The following is a 17,996-nucleotide window of genomic DNA, read 5'->3' on the forward strand; positions in this document are numbered from 1 at the left end:
CCCCGCTCGGGTCCGCGGCGCCGGCCGGGGGCCGTCCCCCCCGGCCGGACTCCGTGGGATCAGCCCTGCGCGGAGATCCGCGCGAGGCGCTGGGCCTCTGCCCGCGTGGACACCGCGATGGCGTCCTCGTCGGCGAAGAGGAGACGGTTGTTCTCGACGATCTGCTTGCCGCCCACGAACGACGCGGTGACCGGGGCCGCCGCACCGAAGACCAGCGCGGTGACCGGGTCGGCGATCGAGGAGTGCAGGAAGGTGTTCAGGTTCCACAGCACCAGGTCGGCGCACTTGCCGACCTCCAGCGAACCGATGTTGTCGGCGCGGCCGAGGACCTGGGCGCCACCGTAGGTACCGAGGCGCAGGGCCTGGCGCGCGTTCAGGGCGCGCTCGCGGTGGACCGGGTTCAGGCGGTTGATCAGCAGCGCGTTGCGCAGCTCGGTGTGCAGCTCACCGGACTCGTTGGAGGCGGTGCCGTCCACGCCGAGGCCGACCGGGACACCGGCGGCGAGCATGTCCGGGACGCGGGCGATGCCGGCGGCCAGACGGGCGTTGGAGGACGGGCAGTGCGCGACACCGGTCCTGGTACGGGCGAACGCGGCGATGTCGGAGTCGTTCATGTGGACGCTGTGCGCCATCCACACGTCCTCGCCGAGCCAGCCGGTCGACTCGAAGTAGTCCGTCGGGCCCATGCCGAAGAGTTCGTGGCAGAACTTCTCCTCCTCGACCGTCTCGCTGCCGTGCGTGTGCATGCGTACGCCGAGGCGGCGGGCCAGCTCGGCGCCCTGCTTCAGCAGTTCGGTGGAGACCGAGAAGGGGGAGCACGGGGCGACGGCGACCTGGGTCATCGAGTCGAACGAGGCGTCGTGGAACTTCTTGACGGTCGCCTCGGTGTCGGCGAGCGCGCCTTCGAGGGTCTCGACGGCGTGGTCCGGCGGCAGACCGCCGTCCTTCTCGCTGCGGTCCATCGAGCCGCGGGCGAGGGTGAAGCGGACACCCATCTCGGACGCGGCGCGGATGATCGAGCCGGACAGGTCGCCGGAGCCCTTGGGGAAGACGTAGTGGTGGTCCATCGCGGTGGTCACACCACCCTTGGCCATCGCGGCGAGGGAGCCCTGCGCGGCCGTGTACGTCATCTGCTCGTCGATGCGCGCCCACGTCGGGTACAGCGCGACGAGCCAGTTGAAGAGGTTGTGATCGGTGGCCAGACCACGCGTGATCCACTGGTAGAAGTGGTGGTGGGTGTTGACCAGACCGGGGGTCACGAGGTGCCCGGTGCCGTCGATACGGCGAACGACATTGTCGAGGTTCTCGGGGGCCTTGCCCGCGCCGATGAACTCGATCCTGTTGCCGGCGACGACCACGTGGCCCGAGGCGTACTCGGTGTCGTCGGCGTCGACGGTCGCGATCGCACAGTTCTCGATGACGATGCGCTCGACCGCGCTGTCATGGGCTGCCGATGCTGCCATGGGACATCCTCGTGCTTTCAGTGGCGGTGCGGGCACGGCAGGACCCAGGAGGTTTGAGTGCCGGAGCCGGGGGCCTTGACAGCTGACAGTACTGCCGCCCCGTGTGATACGTCCGGGTGCCGATTCAGCAAGCGTGGGGGTGTGTCGCGCGGTCCCGGGGCCACTGCGGGGCCCCGGGGCGCGCGTGCCGCGTCAGAGGTTGGTCATGTCCACGGGAATGCGGGCGTCGACGCCGTCCCGGAGAACGGTGGCCTCGATCAGACCGTAGGGACGGTCCGCGGCGAAGTACACCTCGTTGTCGTTCTTGAGGCCGAAGGGCTCCAGGTCGACGAGGAAGTGGTGCTTGTTCGGGAGCGAGAAGCGGACCTCGTCGATCTCCGAACGGTGGTTGATGATGCGCGAACCCATTTGGTACAGGGTCTGCTGCAGCGACAGGGAGTAGGTCTCCGCGAAGGCCTGCAGCATGTGCTTGCGGACCTCGGCGTAGGACTTCTCCCAGTTGGGCATCCGCTGCTCGTCGTCCGACCAGTTGAAGCGCCAGCGAGCCGATACCTGGGTGGCCAGGATGCGGTCGTAGGCCTCCTTCAGCGTCGTGTACTTGTCCTTCACGTAACCCCAGAACTCGGAGTTCGTGGAGTTCATGACGACGAGGTCCTTGAGGCCGGAGATGACCTCCCAGTTCGTGCCGTCGTACGTGATCTGGGTGACGCGGGTCTCCGCGCCCTGACGGACGAAGGAGTGGTTCACCTCGTCGGAGCCGATGAACTTGGAGTTGGCGTCCGAGGTGGCGATCCGGTCCCAGGCGTACTCCTCGATCCGGATGCGCGCGCGCTTGATCGGCTCCTGGCTGGTGACGAACCAGCGCGCCAGGTGGATGCCGAACTGCTCGGCGGACTCGATGCCGTATTCCTTGGCGAAGGCGTACACCGTGTTCTTGGTGGTGTCCGTCGGAAGGCAGTTGGCGTTCGAGCCGGAGTAGTGGACGTCGTCCATGTCGCCGGAGAGGGCGATCGAGACGTTCAGGTCCTTGATGTGGTGCGTGTCGCCGTCCCGCGTGATCTTGACGACGCGGTTCTCTGCTTTGCCGTACTGGTTCTGGCCCAGAATCGTGGCCATGCTAGCTCCCTCGGTAAACGGAGTAGCCGAACGGGTTGAGCAGCAGCGGTACGTGGTAATGCTCGCCCGGGTTCACCGCGAAGGTGATGGTGACCTCGGGGAAGAACGCACCGCTGTCCCTTACGCGGGGGGCGTCCTGCTGCGCCTCGGCTTGCTTCTTGAAGAAGTACGTCTCGGTCTCGAAATCGAGACGCACGTGAGTGGTGCCCTCCGGCAACGCCGGCAGGTCCTTGCAGCGCCCGTCCGCATCGGTGGCGGAGCCGCCCAGGGCCGCCCACTCGCCGTCGAGCCCCGTACGGGCCGACAGGGAGATGGCGACGCCCTCGGCGGGCTTGCCGATGCTGGTGTCCAGGATGTGCGTGGACACCGACGCGGTGGTCTCGGTGCTCATGGTCACGCTCCTTCTGCTTCTGCGCGTTCGACGAGACGGGTGAGGCGGATCTTGTTGATCTTGACGAGCTCGCTGCGGGCGATCTCCCGCTCCTGCTCCGGCGAGTTGTCGATCCGGACCTTGACCGCGTCACGCATGAACTCACCGGTCGCACCGGTGGCACAGATGAGGAAGACGTGGCCGAACTTGTCCTGGTAGGCCAGGTTCAGTTCGAGGAGCTCGTTCTTGAGCTCCTCCGAGGCGCCGGCCATGCCGCGCTGCTCGCGGGCGGAGGTCGGGTCCCCCGGCTTCGGCCGGCCGATCGGCGCGTGGCCTCCCATCGCTTCGCCCAGGTCGTCCGCGGTGAGCTCCGCCATGGCGGCTTCGTTCGCGGCGAACAGGGACTCTGCGGTGGTGAAGGGGCGCTGGGCGAGCATCTTGCTCCCCCACGCCGAACTGGCGCACACCTCGTGCAACTCGGCCGTGGCCGCGCTGTCGTCCAAGGTGTTGAACCGGGTGAGACCCGGGGTCGGACTCGAAGTCACGGTAGGCCTCCGTGGCCTGTTGTTGCTTTGACGGGCTGCGCATAGCTAACGCCCTCGACAACACGGCGTCAACACTTTGTTGAAACTTCCCGTACACAAAAGCCGCCGCCCGGGTGAATCGGGCGGCGGCTCGTCACCGCGAGTCAGCCTGCCTTCACTCCTGGCTGCTCTTACCGGCGCCCTTCGGGGCGTTCGAATCCCGGTTCAGATAGTTGTAGACGGTGAAGCGGCTGACGCCCAGGGCGCCCGCGACCGTTTCCACGCCGTGCCGCACGGAGAAGGCGCCCCGCGCCTCCAATATCCGCACGACGTCCTGCTTGGACTTCCGATCGAGCTGGGCCAACGGTACGCCGTACCGGCGCTCCAGGGCCGCCAGGATGTGATCCAGCGAGTCGGAGAGCTGCGGCAGGCGCACGGCCAGCAGGTCCTGACCCTCCCAGGTCAGCACGACGTCGTCGGGCTGCGCCAGGGCCGGATCCATCAGCTCGCCGCCCATGGCGTCCACCAGCGGCTTGACCGCGGTGACGAAGGGGTGGTCGCGGGGCTCGGTCATGACATCTCCTCCCCGATCACATTGACCTGGAGCGAGACACGCGTGGCGCCGGCCTCCAGGGAGTCGCGCAGCAGCGCCTCCACGGCGGCCAGCACCCGGTCGGCCTCGCCCTCGGCGGTGTTGCCGAACGGACCGACGTCCACCGCGTCCAGCTGGGCCTTCTGGATGACCTCGCGGGCCGCCACGGCATGGGCAGGAGCCTCTTCCAGATCGAAGGGCTCGGTCGTGAACTCCACTCTCAATCGCACGCCGTCAAGCTACCCGGGCGGGAAGGGGTGGCGCGACAGCACCTCCTCGGGGGGTGGCGGTCGGGCGACGGGCGGGGAGGACTTTCCGGGAGTCCGCACTTGACATCGACGCGAAACCCCATGCAATCTTCCATCAGACAGAAAATAACTTCCGCAATACGGAAGGAGCGCACACCCCTCATGGGATACACGGACCAGCGCTTCGATGTGAACCTGTCGATCCTCTTCACGGAACTCCCGCTCCTGGAGCGCCCCGCGGCCGCCGCCGCGGCGGGCTTCACGGCGGTCGAGCTGTGGTGGCCCTGGATCGAGACCCCCACCCCCGCACAGTCGGAGCTCGACGCCCTCAAGAAGGCTCTTGAGGACGCCGGCACCCAGCTGGTGGGACTGAACTTCTACGCCGGCCAGCTTCCGGGCCCGGACCGCGGTGCGGTCTCGGTACCCGGTGCGGAGTCGGAGCGCTTCAACGCCAACATCAACGTCGCCGCGGACTTCGCGGCCTCGGTGGGCTGCAAGGCGCTGAACGCCCTCTACGGCAACCGGGTCGAAGGCGTGGAGCCGGCCGTTCAGGACGAGCTCGCCCTGAAGAACCTGGTCGTGGCGGCCCAGGCCGCGGACCGCGTCGGCGCGATCCTCCTGATCGAGACCCTCAACAAGCCCGAGTCGCCGCTCTACCCCCTGGTGAGCGCGCCGGCCGGCATCGAGGTCGTGGACAAGGTGAACGAGGCCACCGGCCTCGGCAACGCCAAGTTCCTGCTCGACCTGTACCACCTGGCGATGAACGATGAGGACCTCTCCGAGGTCATCGAAAAGTACGCCGCCAAGACCGGGCACGTCCAGATCGCGGACAAGCCGGGACGCGGTGCCCCCGGCACCGGCGAGCTGCCCCTGGAGGAGCTGCTCGACCAGCTGAAGAAGGCCGGATACGAGGGCTACGTAGGCCTGGAGTACAAGGCCGCCGACGCTGCCGCCTCCTTCGCATGGCTGCCGGCCGAGGCCCGCGCCGCGAAGTAGTCGGACAAAGTCCGGGCGATCAGCCAGGCACTTCACGCACTTTTCGTACAAAGCATTAAGAGAAGGACCCTCATCATGAGCAACCTCCCCAAGATTGCCTGGATCGGCCTCGGAATCATGGGCTCCCCCATGGCCGAGAACCTCCTGAAGGCCGGCTACTCGGTCACCGGCTTCACCCTGGAGCAGGACAAGCTGGACCGTCTGGCCGCCGCCGGTGGCTCCGCGGCCGGCTCGATCGCCGAGGCCGTGGCGGACGCCGACGTCATCATCACGATGGTGCCCGCCTCCCCGCAGGTCGAGGCCATCTCCTACGGTGAGAACGGCATCCTGGAGAACGCGAAGTCCGGTGCGCTGATCATCGACATGTCGTCGATCACCCCGCAGACCTCGATCGACCTCGCGAAGAACGCCGCCGCCAAGGGCATCCGCGTCATCGACGCCCCGGTGTCCGGTGGCGAGGCCGGCGCCATCGAGGCCGTCCTGTCGATCATGGTGGGTGGCGAGCAGGCCGACTTCGACGCGGCCCTGCCGATCCTCGAAGCCCTCGGCAAGGTCATCGTCCTGTGCGGTCCGCACGGCTCCGGCCAGACGGTGAAGGCCGCCAACCAGCTCATCGTCGCGGTGAACATCCAGGCGTGCGCCGAGGCCGTCGTCTTCCTCGAGAAGTCCGGCGTGAACCTCACCGCCGCCCTGGACGTCCTCAACGGCGGTCTGGCCGGCTCCACGGTCCTGACCCGCAAGAAGGACAACTTCCTGAACCGCGACTTCAAGCCCGGTTTCCGGATCGACCTGCACCACAAGGACATGGGCATCGTCACGGACGCCGCCCGCAACGTCGGTGCGGCCCTCCCGGTCGGCGCGGTCGTCGCCCAGCTGGTCGCCTCGCTGCGCGCCCAGGGTGACGGCGGCCTGGACCACTCCGCCCTGCTCCGTGCGGTCGAGCGCCTCTCCGGCGCTCAGATCTGAGCACCTCCCCTCTCGCAGGGGACCTGAGTTTCCGGATGGCGTCGGTGCTGACACCTGTCCTGTCGCGCCCAAGTGCCGGCGCCGTCCGGATCACCACTCACACTTCAACTTCGTTCAACAAACTGTTGACGTTTAGTTCGTGCCGAAATTAGGCTGTTCCGCATGACGGAAGACGCTTTCCGTCAGCAGTTACCCCGTACGGAAGGTCACCATGTCGAAGCGCACGCTGACGACCGAGTCCGGCGCCCCGGTCGCCGACAATCAGAACTCCGCCACCGCCGGCGTCGGTGGCCCGCTCCTGGTCCAGGACCAGCAGCTCCTGGAGAAGCTCGCCCGCTTCAACCGTGAGCGCATCCCGGAGCGCGTGGTGCACGCCCGCGGCTCGGCCGCGTACGGCTACTTCGAGGTGACCGACGACGTCACCGCTTACACCAGCGCCGCGTTCCTGAACACGGTCGGCAAGAAGACCGAGACCTTCCTGCGCTTCTCCACCGTCGCCGACTCGCTCGGCGGCGCGGACGCGGTCCGCGACCCGCGCGGCTTCGCCCTCAAGTTCTACACCGAAGAGGGTAACTACGACCTCGTCGGCAACAACACCCCGGTGTTCTTCATCAAGGACCCGATCAAGTTCCCCGACTTCATCCACTCCCAGAAGCGCGACCCCTTCACGGGCAAGCAGGAGCCGGACAACGTCTGGGACTTCTGGGCGCACGCCCCCGAGGCGACGCACCAGATCACCTGGCTCATGGGTGACCGCGGTATCCCGGCGTCGTACCGTCACATGAACGGCTACGGCTCCCACACGTACCAGTGGACGAACGAGCAGGGCGAGGCCTTCTTCGTCAAGTACCACTTCAAGACGAACCAGGGCATCCGCAGCCTCTCGGGCGAGCAGGCCGCCGAGCTCGTCGGCAAGGACGCGAACTCGCACCAGACCGACCTGCTGCAGGCCATCGAGCGCGGTGTGAACCCCTCGTGGACCCTGTACGTGCAGATCATGCCCGCCGCCGAGGCCGCGGACTACCGCTTCAACCCGTTCGACCTCACCAAGGTGTGGCCGCACAGCGACTACCCGCTGCAGCGCGTGGGCCGCCTGGTCCTCGACCGCAACCCGGACAACGTCTTCGCCGAGGTCGAGCAGTCCGCCTTCTCCCCGAACAACTTCGTCCCGGGCATCACCGCCTCGCCGGACAAGATGCTCCAGGGCCGACTCTTCGCGTACGCCGACGCCCAGCGCTACCGCCTCGGTGTGAACCACACCCTGCTGCCGGTCAACGCCCCGAAGGCGACGAAGGCCGACAACTACGGCCGCGACGGTGTCATGGCGCTGCGCAACGGCTCGCGCCACGACAAGAACTACGAGCCCAACTCGTACCAGGGTCCGGCCGAGACCGGTCTGGCGCTGGGCGCCCCGAAGGCCGTCTCCGGCTACACGGGCACCCACGAGGCCCCGGCCCACACCAAGGACGACGACTTCTTCCAGGCCGGTGAGCTCTACCGCCTGATGTCGGAGGCCGAGAAGCAGCGTCTGGTGGCGAACATCGCCGGCGGCCTGTCGCAGGTCACCCTCGAAGACGTCATCGAGAAGAACCTGGCTCACTTCCACGCCGCCGACGCCGACTACGGCAAGCGCGTCGAGGAGGCCGTCCGCGCCCTGCGCGACGCCTGAGCCACCCAGATGTACCGGGGGCCTGACGGGAGGTCAGGCCCCGGGTGCTCAGCCCGACCCGTGGACCCGGATGAGGGGTGGTACACGGTGAGGGCAGGACGAGGACCGTGGCGAGCGAGCGAGCCAGTGCGGTGGTAATGGGTTCCGAGGCCCGTCTCTTGACCTGAGGGAGACGACGCCGGAGTTCTCGTCGCCCGCCCGCCACGGTCCCAGCCAATCCCGTCCTCTTCGTACAGGGGCTACGCACAGAGCCCCCTGCACGCGGAGGACCCCACCTCCCCACACACTCCGCCCGGCGGTGCGAACGTCCTGTCGCGCCAGCCTCGCACCGTCGGGCGGTAACAACCAGAGCGCCGAGTCACGGACGGTCCCGTGACTCGGCGCTTTGTCGTGTCGGCCCGGTCGTAGCCGCCCGGCCGTAGCGGCCCGCTACGGGCTTCCCGGTGGCACGAACGTGGGCCGCAGTGCGGCCGGCAGGTCGGACGTCCGGCCGAACACCAGGACGAGGTCCGGATTCACGAGGTCGTGTTCCGGCGTCGCGAGGAACCCCGCCGACAGCAGAAGCCTGATCAGCGCACCCTGCATGTGGAGAGCGATCGCCCCGGGCCGGCGGGCGGCCGGTGCGGCGCGGGGGCTTCCGGCGACGAGGGCGTCCAGGGCGGCCTCGGCCACGCCGGGGCCGCACCTCCATCCCACGGAGACAGCCGCCGAGCCCGTCTCGGCGTCGGCATCGATCATGACCACCGCACCCGACCCGTCCGGGCCGTCGGGGACGTCCTCGCGGAAAGCGGGCAGGCCGGCGGTGCGCAGGGCCAGGACGACCTGGTCGGCCAGTTCGCTCCGGACGGCGAGGACCTGGTCGCGGGCGCGCGGATATCCGAATTCGGTCATGTCTCCCCCTCATCAGGCGCGGTCAGCATCGCACGGGCGACGGGCCGGTCCCCTACCAGTCGATGTCGGCGCCGGGTTCGGTGTCCAGCGCCTCGCGGTCGAACAGCAGCATCCCGAGGAAGAACAGCCCTCCCAGGAGGAGCAGGCCGCCCACCACCACGACGGGGACCAGCGCCTCCCCCGGGGTCACGAGCACGAACAGCGCGAGCAGAGTCCGGACCAGCGCGCAGAGCGCGACCGGCAGCTCCATGCGTCCGAGGTCGAAGGCGCCCTCCCGACGGCCGAGGCGGCCGCGCACGGCCAGGTAGAGCACGATCGTGGCCCCGTAGATGAGGGCCGGCAGGATCGTCGACGCCGTGATCAGCTCCAGCAGCGCCGCACCGGGCAGCGCCACCATCAGGACGAACCCGAGCGCGAGGATCAGCAGGGTCGCCGGGACCGGTGTCTGCGTACGGGGGTTCACCCGCCGCAGCACCCGGTACCCGGGGAAGCGTGCGTCGCGCGACATCGCGTAGACGAGCCGCGAGCAGGAGACCATCACCACGATCCCGGCGCCGAAGAACGCGAACGAGATCGCGACCAGCAGCACCTTCTCGGCGGCCGGGCCCAGGTTCTCGCGCATGATCGCCGCGACCGGCGACCCGTCGGCGCTGATCCGCGGGACGTCCTCGAACGAGACGGTGAGCGCGATCAGGAAGAGCATGCCGAGGATTCCAGCGGCGACGACCGACCCCACGATCGCACGCGGGACGCTGCGGTGGGGGTCCTTGGCCTCCTCGGCCAGGTTCGCCGCGGAGTCGAAGCCCACGAGGGTGGCGAGACCCATGATCATCGCCAGCATCAGCCCGCCGCCGACCGCGAAGTAGTCGGGCGCGTGCGCGGCGACCCCGCGCGAGGTGAGGTTGCCCGTCGAACCGTCCCCCGTGACGGCCACGGCGACGAAGAGGGCGATCGCCACCACCACGACGAGCGCCACTTCCAGCCCCACCGCCGCCGAGTTGATCCAGCTGACCGGACGCGTCGAGGCGATGGCGACGACGGCTTGGACGATCAGCACCACCAACGTGATCACGCGCGCGGTGTCCTCGTTCTCGGTGATGCCGACGGGGGGCATGAACGCCTGGCTCGCCAGCGCGTTGTCGATCGCCGGCACGGCGATCGCCAGGTAGCAGAAGGTCAGCCAGCCGAACCACCAGCCGATTCTCGTGTTGGCCAACCGGGAGGCCCACTGGTAGGAGGAGCCGCTGAGCGGAATGCGGGCAGCGAACTGGGCGACCACCAGCGCCACCAAGGTCTGCCCCACCGCGGCGATCTCAGCCAGAGCCAGATGCCCACCGGCCCCGCGGTGCGGAGCACTTCGTCGTAGGTCCCGAAGACGCCGACCGCCACCGAGATGAAGGCGAACGAGATCGCGAACACCTGGAAGGAGCCCAGCGTGCGCTTCAGCTCCTGTCGGTACCCTCCGCGCTCGACGTCCGCGCCGTCACCACCCCCCTCGCTGCGGGCGCCGTCACGGCCGTCGCGCTGCCCGCCCTGCCCGCCCTGCCCGCCCTGCCCGCCCTGCCCGCCCCGTCCGTCCGCCGAAGCCCGCGTCACCCGGCTCACCTCACTCTCCCCCGGCCCTTCGCAGCGGCTGCGAGGGCCCGGCCAGTGTGCTGCGCCGGGCCGCTCCGCCCCGGCGGGTGGCTGCCGACGCACGCGGGCCGAGCCCCGAACGGACGCGCTGTACGGGGCCGGTGGCACCACACGGCTCCACCCGGCGGCGCGAACGTCCTGCCGCGCCGACCGCGCGCCGTCGGGCGGTGGTCAGCTCCTTCGGCAGCGGTCCTGGAGCTCGGAGATGACGGCCTTCTCGCGCGCGTTGACGGCACCGTCCACCGCGGCCACCCGGTCGGCCACGTCGAGGAGGTCGCTCACGTCCCCCGGCTCGGCGTCCAGGCGTCGCCACACCTCGGCGGGATCCACGTCGACGAGGTGGGCGAACTGTTCATCGACCACTTGGTGCCGGTCCCGGACCAGCCTCACCAGGTGCCGCATCAACAGCGCCTCGTCGTCGGCGATCTTCTGGTCCGCCGTGATGACGAGCCACGCGACCCACAGCATCAACTGCGGGTGCCGGCTCCGTCTGCTCAGGCCCTCGGCGAGTTCGACCACCCGCGCCTCGTTCCGGAAGACGGCTTGCGCGTGCCGCCCCGCGAGCAGCGTCGTATAGCGGTTCAACACCACCGCGAGGGGAACGCCGACCACGGGGATATCGATCTTGATGACGTTGCGCTGCAGGAGGAACTTGCCGACGACGGGGAGTCCCCTCGCGGCGCTCAGTACCGCCCCGGAGTAGAAGCGCTTGATCAGCGGCCGCACGAAGACCGGGATCGCCTTGACCACGCCCTCCCGGACCGCTTCACCGCCCTTGATCGTGAAGGCGACCCGGATGAGCTTCCACATGTCGTCCGGGTCGGACAGGTCGAGCGGGACCCGGTAGAGGACCGCGATGTCGTGGGCGAGGCGGAGCTGGAGCCGGGTGATGAACGCGACGTCGACCATCATGGTCGCGACGGCGGCCGGGACGGTCGCCGGCGAGGCGCCACCGAGGCTTCCGAGGGTGGCGGCGACGGCCGCCGTGTAGGCCCCGGCCGAGAGTCCGCCTTCGAGCGCGGCGTACCGGGCCGCCATCTTGATCCGCTGGTCGACGACGGCGTCCGAGGGTACGCCCTCGTACCGGTCCTGGAAGTACTGCCAGTTGACCCTGTCGGTGTAGGAGCTCAGGGCCTGGGCGAGCAGCTTGGTGAACCAGTTGCCCGACTTGATGTCGTCCGCACTCAGCCCTTTGATGAACTCCCGCAACTCGGCCCGCTCGTGCTCGACGGCCTCCCGATCGGCATCGTCGCCACTGGCGTCGACGGCATCCGTCAGGGTTTCGGTCATGGCGGGTCCTCCCGGGCTGATCAGCGTCCGTTCAGGTTGTCAGGTTTTGCACAACACCGCTGCCGTCTCGGCACGATGACCCGGTGTTCGGCGGGCCGCCCGATTCTCGTGCGGCGGAAGCCCACGCCTCGCACTGCGGAGCGGCCCCCTGGTTGAATGGCCGGACGGATCTTCAGGCGTTCCGCGCCCTGCTGACGGACGAGGGCAGGAGCCTGCTGGCGGCCCTACAGGAGGCCGGCCCGGGCGGGGAACGCGAGTCCGCGGCCACGGCCGCCCTGCGACAGGGCCGGCCCGCCGTGTTGGTGGCGGCGGCCGAGGAACAGGTGCGGTTGCGGGGGCTGGCCGCCGCGACGTTCGGGGAGTTCGCCCTGCGGATGTTCCACACCCCCGATCTCGTCGAGCTCTCCTCCCCCCTGGCCGTGTCCGATTACAAGCTGGACCGCGTCCTGGACGAGATGGGCGTCGTGCTGATCGACGCGATGTGCCTGGACAGCGGCGCCGACACCCTCGTGCTCAGCTGGTCGCACCACACGCCGGCCGTCGACGCCGATCCGCTGACCATGGAGATCGCCGGCGGGCCCCTCGACGACGACGGCGCCCTCCTCACCTCCGACGAGCTGTGGCACACACCGTTCGCGACGGCGTACGAGGTCACGGGGGTGCCGACGCGCGCGCCCGAGCCGGACGCGTCGGTGGAGTTCGTCGTCGCCGGGGCGGACGGCCCCATGACGCTGATCGCCGTGCCCGTACCCGTCCGGTTCCCGCAGGCGCCCTGAGGGCTTCGTAGGCGCCCCGGACCGCGTAGGGAATCACGCGAACGGCCCCCGCCCCTCCGGAAGGAGGAACGGGGGCCGCGTCGTTCCGGCGCTGTCGCGGATCAGACCTGCAGGGCCTTGATCGCGGTCGGGGCGTGGCCCGGCTCGGTCGCGAGCTCTTCGAACTCGGTGACGTCGCTCATGTCGACCGTCTTGCTCATCGCGATGTTGGTGATGCGCTCCAGGATGGCCTCGACGACGACCGGGACCTGGAACTCCTGGGCCAGCTTCTTGGCCTCCTCGAAGGCCTCGCCCAGCTTGTCCGGGTCGGTGACGCGGATGGCCTTGACGCCCAGGCCCTCGGCGACCTTGACGTGGTCGACACCGTAGACACCCAGCTCGGGGGTGTTGATGTTCTCGAATTCGAGGTTGACCTCGAAGTTGATGCCGAGGCCACCCTGCGCCTGCCGGATCAGACCCAGGTAGGCGTTGTTCACGAGGACGTGGACGTAGGGGACCTTGTGCTGGGCGGCGACCGCCAGCTCCTCGATCATGAACTGGAAGTCGTAGTCGCCGGACAGCGCGACGATCGGGGTCTCCGGCTCCGCGGTGGCGGCACCGATCGCGGCCGGGATGGTCCAGCCGAGGGGGCCGGCCTGGCCGCAGTTGATCCAGTTGCGCGGGCGGTAGACGTGCAGGAACTGCGCCGCCGCGATCTGGGAGAGGCCGATGGTGGTGACGTAGCGGGTCTCGGGACCGAACGCCTTGTTCATCTCCTCGTAGACGCGCTGCGGCTTCAGGGGGATGTTGTCGAAGTGCGTACGGCGCTGCAGGGTCGCCTTGCGGTCCTGCGCCGAGGCGGTCCAGGCGGAGAAGTCCGGCAGCTTGCCCTCGGCCTTGAGCTCCTTGGCGATCTCGATGAAGAGCTCCAGCGCGGCCTTGGCATCGGAGGCGATGCCGAAGTCCGGGGCGAAGATCTTGCCGAGCTGGGTGGGCTCGATGTCGACGTGGACGAACTTGCGGCCCTTGGTGTAGGCGTCCAGGTTGTAACCGGTGTGACGGTTGGCCCAGCGGTTGCCGATGCCGAAGACGAAGTCCGACTCCAGGAAGGTCGCGTTGCCGTAGCGGTGCGCGGTCTGCACACCGACCATGCCGGCGGCCAGCTCGTGGTCGTCCGGGATGGTGCCCCAGCCCATGAGGGTGGAGATGACGGGGACGTTCACCAGCTCGGCGAACTCGACCAGCAGGTCGGAGGCGTCGGCGTTGATGATGCCGCCACCGGCGACGATCAGCGGGCGCTCGGACTCCAGCAGGAACTGCAGGGCCTTCGCGGCCTGGGCGCGGGTGGCCTGCGGCTTGTAGACCGGCAGCGGGGAGTAGGTCTCCGGGTCGAACTCGATCTCGGTCAGCTGGACGTCGATCGGGAGGTCGATCAGGACCGGGCCCGGTCGGCCGGAGCGCATCAGGTGGAAGGCCTCCTGGAACACGCCCGGGACCTGCGCGGCCTCCAGGACGGTCGTGGCCTTCTTGGTGACCGGCTTGGCGATCGAGGCGATGTCGACGGCCTGGAAGTCCTCCTTGTGGAGCTTCGAGACCGGGGCCTGACCGGTGATGCAGAGGATCGGGATCGAGTCCGCGATCGCCGAGTACAGGCCGGTGATCATGTCCGTGCCGGCCGGGCCCGAAGTACCGATGCAGACACCGATGTTGCCCGCCTTGGCACGCGTGTAGCCCTCGGCCATGTGCGAAGCGCCCTCGACGTGGCGGGCGAGGGTGTGCGCGATGCCGCCCACGTTCTTGAGCTCGCGGTAGAACGGGTTGATCGCAGCACCGGGGACGCCGAACGCTTGTTCGACACCCTCGAGCTTGAGGATCTCCACTGCAGCGGCGGCGGCTGTCATACGAGGCATCGAGTTCTCCTGCGGGTCTGGCGGTCAGGCTTTTCCGTAATCCGGAAGTTTTGTTCTGCTATACGGAACAAGCTAAGCGGCGACTCCTGCGACGTCAAGGCGGTACGGGGCCCCGGAAGGCACCAAAAGCCGCAAGTCGGTCGCCGACTTGTACAAATCACTGATCCGTCGACGGGAAACCCCCGGAAAAGGCGTGCGGCCTCCCCCGACCGTCGCCGGTGGTGGAGCATGGACCTACGCACAGCGACGGAGGGGGTCCAGGTCTCATGGCGGAAGCGGTACCGGTGCGCTGCCCGGCGTGCCTGCGCGAGAACGGCTACACCGCCCCGGTCTTCCCCTGCGCGTGCGGAAGCCCGGTCCATCCCCCGCTGGACCTGTCGGCGCCACCGATTCCGCTGACCCACCGGACGTGGTCGGACACCTGGGTGACGGTGCGCTGCACGACCTGCGGGCGGGAGAGCGAGTGGCCGCATCCCGAGCTGGGCTGCGGCTCGTGCGGGACGGTGGTTCTCATTCCGGTGCATCCGCCGGAGGGGACGGGGACCCCGGTCGGTCCGGCCGGCGCGTCCCCGGCGACCGCCCGGCGGCCGGATCCGGACAGCATCGGGCCCGGGCGGGTGGACGGTCCGGCGGGCGGGCACGCGGGCGGAGCCGGCGGAGCCGCCGATGGGCGCCCGGCGCACATTCCGCCGCCGCCGGCCCCACCGGTGCCGCGCCCCGCGTTCCGGCCGGTGACCATCCGTACGGCCCGCGACGCGGTGGCCACGGCCGCGCTGTACCTGCGCTGGCTCGGCTTCCGGGACGTGCGGCAGCCCGACGGACGTCCGCTTCCCGCGGCGACCGTGGACCTGCGGGCTCCGGGCCTGGTCGCCCAGGTGGACCCGACCACGGCGCCGGCCGGGCTGCGGGCGGTGGAGTGCGTCTGGCTGAACGGGCTCACGGCCTCCGCGACCAGCGTCTACTTCGCGCTCGCGGGCTACACGGAGGATGCCCGGGCCCGCGCGGACGATCTCGGGATACCGCTCTTCGTCATGGATCTGACGGGCATGCCGCAGCCGGTCAACGACCCGGCGGACGCGCTGGTCGGCCCGGACGCGTAGGGCGCCCCGGAACGGGAGGACCCGGCGGGATCGGCAAGCTACCCCCTAAGCTCGTAGGCATTGCCTACTTCCTGCCCAGGAGAGCCCGATGAGCCTGTACGACATCCCGCTGACCACCCTGTCCGACGAGCCCACCAGCCTGGCCGCCCACAAGGGCAAGGCGATCCTGCTGGTGAACACCGCCTCGCAGTGCGGTCTCACCCCGCAGTACTCGGGACTGGCCCGCCTGCAGTTCGCGTACGAGGCGAAGGGCTTCACGGTCATCGGCGTGCCCTGCAACCAGTTCGGTGAGCAGGAGCCGGGCAGCGCCGAGGACATCCAGACCTTCTGCGCGGCCGGTTTCGGCGTCACCTTCCCGATGCTGGAGAAGTCCGAGGTCAACGGCGAGAACCGGCACCCGCTCTACGAGGAGCTGGTGAAGACCCCGGACGCGGAGGGCACGGCCGGGGACATCCAGTGGAACTTCGAGAAGTTCCTGATCTCCCCCGCCGGCGAGGTCGTGGCGCGCTTCCGCCCGCGCACCGAGCCCGAGGCGCCCGAGGTCATCGCCGCGATCGAGGCGCACCTGCCCGCGTAACGCCATGCGGGGAGGCGGGTCGGCCGTCCCCCCGTACGGGCTGTCGCGCGCGGCAGCCCGTACTCCTGGGTGGCCCGGCCCCTTCAGTTCAGGTCGGCCTCGTCGTACTCCCCGGCCGACCCGGCCGCGGTGAGCTCCCGCAGCTCCACCCGGCGGATCTTGCCGGACACGGTCTTGGGGAGTTCGGCGAACTCGATGCGGCGGATCCGCTTGTACGGGGACAGCACCGCGCGGGAGTGCTCGAACAACACCCGGGCCGTCTCCGGACCGGGCTCCCAGCCTCCCGCGAGGGTGACGTACGCCTTCGGGACCGCGAGCCGCAGCGCGTCCGGGGCCGGGACGACGGCGGCTTCGGCCACCGCCTCGTGCTCCAGCAGGGCGCTCTCCAGCTCGAACGGGCTGATCTTGTAGTCCGAGGCCTTGAAGACGTCGTCGGAGCGCCCGACGTAGGTGAGGTATCCGTCGGCGTCGCGCGCGGCGATGTCACCGGTGCGGTAGAGCCCGTCGGCCATGGCCTCGGCCGTGCGCTCGGGGTCGTCGCGGTAGCCGGTCGTCACCCCGGCGGGCCGGGTGCGCAGGTCCACGCAGAGTTCCCCCTCGTCCGCGGACTCCTTGCCCGTGACCGGGTCCAGCAGGACGATCTCGTAGCCGGGCGCCGGCCGGCCCATGGAGCCGGGCTTGACGGGTACGCCGGGGAAGTTCCCGACCTGGAGGGTGGTCTCGGTCTGGCCGAAGCCGTCACGGATGGTGACGCCCCAGGCCGCGCGGACCCGCTCGATGACCTCCGGATTGAGCGGCTCCCCGGCGGCGACGGCCTCGCGCGGGGGCCGGGCCAGCTTGGTGAGGTCCGACTGGATCAGCATCCGCCACACGGTGGGCGGGGCGCAGAAGGTGGTCACGCCGTGCCGGTCCATCTCGGCCATCAGCCGCTCGGCGTCGAAGCGGGTGTAGTTGTGGACGAAAACGGTCGCTCCGGCGTTCCACGGGGCGAAGAGGTTGGACCAGGCGTGCTTGGCCCAGCCGGGCGAGGCGATGTTGAGGTGGACGTCGCCGGGGCGCAGCCCGAGCCAGTACATGGTGGAGAGGTGCCCGATGGGGTACGAGGCGTGCGTGTGCTCGACGAGCTTGGGGCGGTCGGTGGTGCCGGAGGTGAAGTACAGCATCAGCGGGTCGGTGGCGAGGGTTTCGCCGTCCGGCGTGAAGTCGCCTTCGGCGGCCGCCGTGTCCGCCAGTCGCAGCCACCCGTCGGGGACCTGGTCCCCGACGGCGATCCGGGTGTAGTCGCCCGGCACCTCGTCGAACTTGGCCGTGTCCAGGTCCCGCGCGATGACATGGCGCACCTGGCCGCGCTCGACCCGGTCGCGCAGGTCGGCCGGGCCCAGCAGCGGGGTGGCGGGGATGACGACGGCGCGCAGTTTCATGGCGCCGAGCATCACCTCCCACAGCTCGCGCTGGTTGCCGAGCATGACCAGGATCCGGTCGCCGGGCGCGACGCCCTGCCCGCGGAGCCAGTTGGCGGCGGCGCCGGACCGTACGGCGAGCTCCGCGAAGCTGAGGCTCTGGCTGGTGCCGTCCTCCTCGACGATGCGCAGGGCGTCGGCGTCGTTCCCGGCGGCGATGTGGTCGAACCAGTCCAGGGCCCAGTTGAAACGGTGGGGGCGGGGCCAGGTGAATCCGGCGTGGGCGGCCTCGTAGTCGCCGCGGCGTTCCAGTAGGAAGTCCCGCGCGGCCAGGAATCGGGCGGTGGCGTCGTCCTGCGTGCTCTCGGTCGTCATGACGGGCATCGTGCCGCCTTCGGTGTACGGACCACCAGTGCGGCGTCAGCCGCGAGTTGACGACGCGGGACCATCCGGGACCGCACGGGGCGGGTGTCGTAGGGAGCGGGTGCCGTAAG

17 protein-coding genes are annotated in these 17,996 nt (G+C 69.5%); 6 read left to right on the forward strand and 11 right to left on the reverse strand.

The window, feature by feature from the left end; all coding sequences use genetic code 11:
• Nucleotides 1-59 precede the first annotated feature (59 nt).
• The 6 genes from ACWG52_RS08210 to ACWG52_RS08235 all read right to left on the reverse strand — a co-directional run bounded on the left by ACWG52_RS08210 (nucleotide 60) and on the right by ACWG52_RS08235 (nucleotide 4,295).
• Complete coding sequence (locus ACWG52_RS08210; protein ID WP_390136966.1) at nucleotides 60-1,463, reverse strand: 8-oxoguanine deaminase; 1,404 nt, start codon at nucleotides 1,461-1,463, stop codon at nucleotides 60-62.
• A 192-nt stretch (nucleotides 1,464-1,655) separates the two neighbouring features.
• On the reverse strand, nucleotides 1,656-2,579 hold the full coding sequence (gene pucL, locus ACWG52_RS08215; protein WP_033218115.1) for a factor-independent urate hydroxylase: 924 nt from the start codon (nucleotides 2,577-2,579) through the stop codon (nucleotides 1,656-1,658).
• 1 nt (nucleotide 2,580) lies between these two features.
• Nucleotides 2,581-2,970 carry a hydroxyisourate hydrolase gene (gene uraH / locus ACWG52_RS08220; RefSeq protein WP_033218114.1) on the reverse strand — a complete coding sequence of 130 codons (390 nt, stop codon included), beginning with the start codon at nucleotides 2,968-2,970 and terminating at the stop codon, nucleotides 2,581-2,583.
• A gap of 2 nt (nucleotides 2,971-2,972) precedes the next feature.
• Nucleotides 2,973-3,494: a 2-oxo-4-hydroxy-4-carboxy-5-ureidoimidazoline decarboxylase gene (gene uraD / locus ACWG52_RS08225; RefSeq protein ID WP_453128320.1), complete on the reverse strand. Its 522-nt coding sequence runs from the start codon at nucleotides 3,492-3,494 to the stop codon at nucleotides 2,973-2,975.
• A gap of 154 nt (nucleotides 3,495-3,648) precedes the next feature.
• Nucleotides 3,649-4,047, reverse strand: a complete 399-nt coding sequence (locus tag ACWG52_RS08230) for a helix-turn-helix domain-containing protein (protein ID WP_030008878.1) — start codon at nucleotides 4,045-4,047, stop codon at nucleotides 3,649-3,651.
• Nucleotides 4,044-4,295, reverse strand: a complete 252-nt coding sequence (locus tag ACWG52_RS08235) for a thiamine-binding protein (protein WP_078851107.1) — start codon at nucleotides 4,293-4,295, stop codon at nucleotides 4,044-4,046. Before ACWG52_RS08235 ends, ACWG52_RS08230 begins: the two co-directional genes overlap by 4 nt.
• 180 nt (nucleotides 4,296-4,475) lie before the next feature.
• On the opposite strand from ACWG52_RS08235, the gene ACWG52_RS08240 reads away from it, so the two are divergent.
• From ACWG52_RS08240 to ACWG52_RS08250, 3 genes are all read left to right on the forward strand, one after another.
• Complete coding sequence (locus ACWG52_RS08240) at nucleotides 4,476-5,309, forward strand: TIM barrel protein (RefSeq protein ID WP_030765360.1); 834 nt, start codon at nucleotides 4,476-4,478, stop codon at nucleotides 5,307-5,309.
• 75 nt (nucleotides 5,310-5,384) lie between these two features.
• Nucleotides 5,385-6,275 carry a 2-hydroxy-3-oxopropionate reductase gene (locus ACWG52_RS08245; protein ID WP_389814121.1) on the forward strand — a complete coding sequence of 297 codons (891 nt, stop codon included), beginning with the start codon at nucleotides 5,385-5,387 and terminating at the stop codon, nucleotides 6,273-6,275.
• 211 nt (nucleotides 6,276-6,486) lie between these two features.
• Nucleotides 6,487-7,944 (forward strand): catalase, encoded by a 1,458-nt coding sequence (locus ACWG52_RS08250; RefSeq protein ID WP_030390353.1) that lies wholly within the window; start codon nucleotides 6,487-6,489, stop codon nucleotides 7,942-7,944.
• A gap of 429 nt (nucleotides 7,945-8,373) precedes the next feature.
• Here the strand turns inward: ACWG52_RS08250 and ACWG52_RS08255 are convergent, their stop codons facing one another.
• From ACWG52_RS08255 to ACWG52_RS08265, 3 genes are all read right to left on the reverse strand, one after another.
• Nucleotides 8,374-8,835 carry a hypothetical protein gene (locus ACWG52_RS08255; protein ID WP_389814117.1) on the reverse strand — a complete coding sequence of 154 codons (462 nt, stop codon included), beginning with the start codon at nucleotides 8,833-8,835 and terminating at the stop codon, nucleotides 8,374-8,376.
• 52 nt (nucleotides 8,836-8,887) lie between these two features.
• Nucleotides 8,888-10,138: an APC family permease gene (locus ACWG52_RS08260; RefSeq protein ID WP_389814114.1), complete on the reverse strand. Its 1,251-nt coding sequence runs from the start codon at nucleotides 10,136-10,138 to the stop codon at nucleotides 8,888-8,890.
• Nucleotides 10,139-10,641: 503 nt separating this feature from the next.
• Entirely contained in the window at nucleotides 10,642-11,760 is a 1,119-nt protein-coding gene (locus tag ACWG52_RS08265; RefSeq protein WP_453128324.1) for a hypothetical protein, read from the reverse strand.
• A gap of 152 nt (nucleotides 11,761-11,912) precedes the next feature.
• On the opposite strand from ACWG52_RS08265, the gene ACWG52_RS08270 reads away from it, so the two are divergent.
• On the forward strand, nucleotides 11,913-12,536 hold the full coding sequence (locus ACWG52_RS08270; RefSeq protein ID WP_389814108.1) for a hypothetical protein: 624 nt from the start codon (nucleotides 11,913-11,915) through the stop codon (nucleotides 12,534-12,536).
• Nucleotides 12,537-12,637: 101 nt separating this feature from the next.
• Here ACWG52_RS08270 and gcl read toward each other — a convergent pair whose 3' ends face one another.
• A complete protein-coding gene (gene gcl, locus ACWG52_RS08275; RefSeq protein ID WP_033218096.1) occupies nucleotides 12,638-14,425 on the reverse strand; it encodes a glyoxylate carboligase in 1,788 nt (595 codons plus the stop codon).
• A gap of 266 nt (nucleotides 14,426-14,691) precedes the next feature.
• On the opposite strand from gcl, the gene ACWG52_RS08280 reads away from it, so the two are divergent.
• Nucleotides 14,692-15,525 (forward strand): hypothetical protein, encoded by an 834-nt coding sequence (locus ACWG52_RS08280; protein ID WP_389814105.1) that lies wholly within the window; start codon nucleotides 14,692-14,694, stop codon nucleotides 15,523-15,525.
• Between the two features lie 88 nt (nucleotides 15,526-15,613).
• Complete coding sequence (locus ACWG52_RS08285; RefSeq protein ID WP_266353820.1) at nucleotides 15,614-16,102, forward strand: glutathione peroxidase; 489 nt, start codon at nucleotides 15,614-15,616, stop codon at nucleotides 16,100-16,102.
• Between the two features lie 83 nt (nucleotides 16,103-16,185).
• Here the strand turns inward: ACWG52_RS08285 and ACWG52_RS08290 are convergent, their stop codons facing one another.
• Nucleotides 16,186-17,877: an AMP-binding protein gene (locus ACWG52_RS08290; protein ID WP_390169260.1), complete on the reverse strand. Its 1,692-nt coding sequence runs from the start codon at nucleotides 17,875-17,877 to the stop codon at nucleotides 16,186-16,188.
• Nucleotides 17,878-17,996 lie beyond the last annotated feature (119 nt).

It is taken from the genome of Streptomyces sp. CLCI03, from assembly GCF_053615355.1.